Below are 5,523 nucleotides of genomic sequence, written 5' to 3'. Positions count from 1 at the left end.
GCCGGCTTTCCCGCGTCCGCGCGGTCCCCGGCCTCCCGGGAACGCACGCCCCGCCCACCAGCCCGATGCATGTACGAGCACATCGGCGCCCACGTCAGCGACTGGGGCGCGGTGATGGCGACCGCGGTCGTCTCCGCCGTCCCCGTGGCGATCCTGCTGGTGCTGGCCCAGAAGTACGTGGCGGCCGGCATCAGCGGCGGATCCGTCAAGTGACACCGACAGGAGCACCATGAAGTTCACCGACGGCCACTGGCAGTTGCGGCCCGGCGTCAGCGTGCACCACGCCGCCGGCGTGGCCGACAGCGACCTGCACGACGACCGCCTCACCCTCTACGTGCCGGTCGCCCCGGTCCGGCACCGGGGGGACACCCTCAACGGGCCGCTCCTCACCTTCGACCGCTGGTCGCCGGCCGAGGGCGTGATCGGGGTGCGCATCACCCACCACGCGGGGAGCCCTTCCCCGGGCCCCGAGTTCGCACTCGCCGTGCGGGAGGAGGGCGGGCACGCGAGGGCCCGGCGCGAGGGGACGGTCCTGCACCTGAGCGCCGGCGACCTGTCCCTGAGTGCCGACACGGAGGGCCACTGGCGGCTCGACTTCACCGCCGGCGGACGCCCCCTGACGTCCGTCGGCGCGCGCGGCGCCGGATTCGCGACCGACGCGGACGGACGCCACTTCATGCTGGTGCGCCACGAACTCGCGGTGGGCGAGCACGTGTACGGGCTCGGCGAGCGGTTCACACCGTTCGTCAAGAACGGCCAGAGTGTCGACATCTGGCAGGCGGACGGCGGCACGAGCAGCGAACAGGCCTACAAGAACGTGCCCTTCCACCTCACCGACCGCGGCTACGGCGTCTTCGTCAACCACCCCGGCCGCGTCTCCTACGAGGTCGGCTCCGAGGCCGTCGGGCAGGTCCAGTTCAGCGTCGAGGACCAGTCCCTGGAGTTCTTCGTCGTCCACGGCCCCGGACCCAAGGACGTGCTGCGCCGCTACACGGCACTGACCGGCCGGCCCGCGCTGCCGCCCGCCTGGTCGTTCGGGCTGTGGCTGTCGACGTCCTTCACCACCGACTACGACGAGGCGACCGTGGGCCGCTTCGTCGACGGCATGGCCGAGGCCGGCGTGCCGCTGAGCGTCTTCCACTTCGACTGCTTCTGGATGCGGGCCTACCACTGGTCCGACTTCACCTGGGATCCCGGCGTCTTCCCCGACCCCGAGGGGATGCTCACCCGGCTCAGGCAGCGCGGCCTGAAGGTCTGCGTGTGGATCAACCCGTACATCGCGCAGCGGTCCGCCCTGTTCGCCGAGGGCGCGGCCCGCGGCCACCTGCTCAGGCGCCCGGACGGCGGGGTGTGGCAGTGGGACAAGTGGCAGGCCGGCATGGCCCTCGTGGACTTCACGAACCCCGCGGCGCGCTCCTGGTACGCGGACAGGCTGCGCGCGCTGCTCGACCAGGGAGTCGACTGCTTCAAGACGGACTTCGGCGAGCGGGTCCCCCTCGACGTGGCCTGGCACGACGGCTCCGACCCCGAACGCATGCACAACTACTACACCCAGCTCTACAACGAGACCGTCTTCGACGTGCTGCGCGAGACCCGCGGCGAGGGGGACGCCGTGGTGTTCGCCCGCTCGTCCACCGCCGGCGGCCAGCGCATGCCCGTGCACTGGGGCGGTGATTGCGAGTCGACGTTCGAGGCGATGGCGGAGTCCCTGCGCGGCGGACTCTCGCTCGGCCTGTCCGGCTTCGGCTTCTGGAGCCACGACATCGGAGGCTTCGAGGGCACTCCCTCCGCCGCACTGTTCAAACGCTGGGTGCAGTTCGGGCTGCTCTCCTCGCACAGCAGGCTCCACGGCTCCAAGTCGTACCGCGTGCCGTGGGACTTCGGCGACGAGGCCGTCGCGGTGACCCGCGACTTCACCCGGCTCAAGCACCGGCTCATGCCCTACCTCTACGGCGCGGCGGTCCAGGCGCACGAGCACGGCACTCCCACCCTGCGCGCGATGGCGCTGGAGTTCCCGGACGACCCGGGCTGCCGCGGGCTCGACCGGCAGTACATGCTCGGGGACGACCTGCTCGTGGCGCCCGTGTTCGCCGAGGACGGCACGGTCGAGTACTACGTGCCCGCCGGCACCTGGACCGACATCCTGACCGGGCGCGAGGTCACCGGCCCCGGCTGGCAGCGCGAGACCCACGGCTTCGACACCCTGCCGCTGCTCGCACGACCCGGCTCGGTCGTCCCGTTCGGCGCGCACGACGACCGGCCCGACCACGAGTGGGCGGACGGCGTGACACTGCGCGTCCACGGCCACGGTGACGGGAGCGAGACCGTCACCACCGTCCCGGGCCGCGACGGCTCTCCCGCCGCCGTCTTCACCACGCGCCACACGGGCGGGGAGATCACCGTCGAGACGGACAGCACGCTGCCCTGGCGCGTCCTGCTCGTGGGCGCAGAGCCCTGCGGGGAGGCCGCGGCCGATCCGCTCGGCGCGCTGTACGCCTGCCCGGCAGGCACCCCCGGGCTCACGGCCGGCGGGGGCTGAGCACACCGGCATCCCAGTACCTCGTGTTCCCCGAGCCGGGCGTCCACCTGGACACACCCCGGCTCACGACGGGGGCGGCGGGCCGGGGAACGGGCGCGGCGGGGCGCCGCCGGTCCCCCTCGACCCGGCGGCACCCCGCGTTCCCGGCCCCCGGCCGGGGCCATTCGGGCCAGGCTTTCGGCCCCGGCCCCCGGCCACCGTTCCCGCGTCCTCCGTCAGCCGAGCATGCCGACCCGGTAGTCGCCGGCGGGCTGGCGGACGAGGACGTTGACCCGGTTGAACGCGTTGATGACGGCGATCAGCGTGACCAGCGCGGCAAGTTGGTCCCCGTCGTAGTGCTTGGCGGCGTTCTGCCAGGCCTCGTCGCTCACGCCGCCCGCCGCGTCGGCGATGCGCGTCCCCTGCTCCGCCAGCTCCAGCGCGGCGCGTTCGGCGTCGGTGAAGACCGTCGCCTCCCGCCAGGCCGCGACGAGGTTGAGGCGCGTGGCCGTCTCACCGGCATGGGCGGCCTCTTTGCTGTGCATGTCGGTGCAGAAGCCGCAGCCGTTGATCTGGCTGGCGCGCAACTTCACCAGCTCCTGCGTCGCCAGGGGCAGCGACGTGGCAGCCAGGGCCTGCCCGGCCGCGGCGACCTGCTTGAGGGCCTTGGCCGCGTCGGGGTGGTCGAAGAGGTTGAGACGTGCGTCCATGGCGGTGCGCTCCCTGTCGTTGTCGTCACTCACACCTCTGTGACGGATCGGCGGAGTGCCGTGTGACAGGAGCCGGTGTGACGTGGGTCACCGCCCCGGCGGGGGAGTCGCCCCGAAAGCCTGGGCGGGAGCACGGGAGCACGGGAGAACGGGAGCGCGGGAGTCCGGCGGCGCGGGGGTGCAGGCGCGCCGAGGTGCACCGGGTGCGGGGATCAGCGAAGCAGGGCTCGGGGGCTCGTCGGGCGCGGAGGCCTCCCGCAGGGGTCCCGCCGCGCCCCGGGCCCGGCTCCGGCGTGCTCAGGAGGCGTCGAGGGAGGCCGCGAGCCGGCGCAGCGACTGCTGCAGGGCGGACGCCTCCTGCGCGGACAGGCCGGCGGCGGCGTGGATCTCCCTCGGCACGTCCCTCGCCGTGTCGCGCAGCGCCGTGCCCTCGGCGGTCGGGCGGACGATCACCGAGCGCTCGTCGGCCAGGCTCCGGTTCCGGGTCAGCAGTCCCGCCGCCTCCATGCGCTTCAGCAGCGGCGAGAGGGTGCCGGAGTCCAGCCGGAGCAGCTGCGAGATGCGTTTGACCGGCAGCTCGCCGTGTTCCCACAGGGTGACCATCACCAGGTACTGCGGGTAGGTCAGCCCCGTCTCCCGCAGGACCCTGCGGTAGACGTCACCGAAGGCCCGTGCGGTGTTGTGCAGGTCGAAGCAGAGGTGGAGGTCGAGGAGGAGGGGGTCCTCCTCGACCTCCGCGTGCGGGGTGCGTGAACCGTCAGCCATGTTTCCAGCGTACTACCGAATTGTGCACAATCGGATAGGCCGTCGGGCGTCGGGTGTCCGCCGGCCCGGTCATCGTGCCGTGGCCCGGGCGGCCTGCTCGACGACCCGGGTGACGACGTCCGGGTGCGAGACCGACACGGCGTGGGACGACGCGACCTCCGTGATGTGCGCGTGGGCGCGCTTGGCCATGAACTCCTGTGCCGCGCGGGGGATGTTGAGGTCCTTGGTGGTCACGATGTCCCAGCTGGGCACGGTCTTCCAGGCCGCGGAGGTGGCCTTCTCGTCCAGTGCGGCCTGGGTGATGGGCCGCTGGGTGGCGGCCATCAGGTCGGCCTCGTTGCGAGGCACGTCGGCGGCGAACTGGCCGCGGAACAGGTCCCGCTTGATGTACAGGTCGGTGCCCTTGCCTCCGTCGGGCAGCGTGTAGGGGACCGGCTCCACCGCGTCCCCGAGCGTGCTGCCGGGGAACTTCGCGGTCAGCCCGCCGGCCGACTCGCCCGGCGCGGGCAGGAAGGCCGCCGCGTAGACGAGTGCCCTGACCTTCGGCTCGTGCGTCGCGGCCTCGCTGATGACGGAGCCGCCGTAGGAGTGGCCCACGAGGACGACCGGGCCCTGGATGTGGTCGATGACGCTGCGCAGGGAGGCCGCGTCGCTCGCGGGGCCGCGCAGCGGGTTCGCCGGTGCGACGACCTGGTAGCCGTCGCCCTCCAGCCGGGTGATCACACCGTTCCAACTTGAGGCGTCGGCGAAGGCGCCGTGCTCCAGCACGATCGTCGGCCGGGGCGGCTCGCGGTGGGAGTCGCTGGCCGAGGCGCTGGTGCCGAACGCGAGGGCCCCGGCGGCGGTCAGGGCGACGGTGCCCGCGGCGGCGACGGCTCCGCGGCGGAGAAGAGCGGAACGGTGGTTCGGCGGCACGCGGTTCATGGTGGTTCCTTCCAGCGGTGGCGGACGGGGCCGGTCGGGCGGCTCGCCGTTCCGGTTGCAGGCATTAAGTTAGCCCACAACTTAGTTGTGCGCAATCAAAGGTTGCCCGGGCGTGTCGAAGTCGCACTCCGGGAGTCGGTGCCGGGTCCCGCGCGCCTCCGTCCGGGGTCCCCCGCCGTCTCGCGGCCGCTGTGCCCGGCCGTGCGGCGGGGCGTGGTCGCGCCGGTACCGGGCCGGGGCTCCCGGGGGCCTGTGGGAGTTTCGAGGGGGGCTTCGGTGCGAGGGGCGCCCCGCGGCCGCGTGTCGTGGCGCCCGGCGCCGCCGCATCACGTGCGTCCCGTCCCGCGCGGTGCGTACGTCCCGATCGCGACGGTCCGCAACGCCCCCCGGAAACGATCGAACGCACGTCCTGACTCTCATACCAGAGCGGGACGTTGCACGGGCAAGTTCGCCAAGTGCCGTCCGCATCCCGCCGGACGCCGACTACCGTGAGTGCTTGATGATCAACGGAGGGCACTGACGGCATGTCTCAACTTCGCGCACCCGCGACGCGGCCCGAGCGCCGCGAGGGCGGGCGGCACGGCAGGCCGGGCGCCCGCGGCAGAA

Annotated in this window: 4 protein-coding genes and 1 pseudogene; 2 read left to right on the top strand and 3 right to left on the bottom strand. The window is 73.0% G+C overall.

Translation table 11 applies throughout. The annotated features are described in order from the left end of the window. Together L1885_RS22650 and yicI are read left to right on the top strand one after the other, a co-directional pair. Positions 1-213 (top strand): annotated as a pseudogene (locus tag L1885_RS22650) (hypothetical protein); the annotation flags it as partial. Positions 214-229: 16 nt separating this feature from the next. Further along, positions 230-2,539 carry an alpha-xylosidase gene (gene yicI / locus L1885_RS22645; RefSeq protein ID WP_235799015.1) on the top strand — a complete coding sequence of 770 codons (2,310 nt, stop codon included), beginning with the start codon at positions 230-232 and terminating at the stop codon, positions 2,537-2,539. 215 nt (positions 2,540-2,754) lie between these two features. Here yicI and L1885_RS22640 read toward each other — a convergent pair whose 3' ends face one another. The 3 genes from L1885_RS22640 to L1885_RS22630 all read right to left on the bottom strand — a co-directional run bounded on the left by L1885_RS22640 (position 2,755) and on the right by L1885_RS22630 (position 4,917). Next, a complete protein-coding gene (locus tag L1885_RS22640; RefSeq protein WP_235799016.1) occupies positions 2,755-3,228 on the bottom strand; it encodes a carboxymuconolactone decarboxylase family protein in 474 nt (157 codons plus the stop codon). A 297-nt stretch (positions 3,229-3,525) separates the two neighbouring features. Next, a complete protein-coding gene (locus L1885_RS22635; RefSeq protein WP_235799014.1) occupies positions 3,526-3,993 on the bottom strand; it encodes a MarR family winged helix-turn-helix transcriptional regulator in 468 nt (155 codons plus the stop codon). A 69-nt stretch (positions 3,994-4,062) separates the two neighbouring features. After that, positions 4,063-4,917 carry an alpha/beta fold hydrolase gene (locus L1885_RS22630; RefSeq protein WP_235799013.1) on the bottom strand — a complete coding sequence of 285 codons (855 nt, stop codon included), beginning with the start codon at positions 4,915-4,917 and terminating at the stop codon, positions 4,063-4,065. Between the last annotated feature and the right edge of the window lie 606 nt (positions 4,918-5,523).

Source organism: Streptomyces fuscigenes (assembly GCF_021556455.1).
Classification (GTDB): domain Bacteria; phylum Actinomycetota; class Actinomycetes; order Streptomycetales; family Streptomycetaceae; genus Streptomyces; species Streptomyces fuscigenes.
The sequence above is the reverse complement of the archived record's forward strand: the minus strand, read 5'-3'. Positions and strand labels throughout refer to the sequence as shown.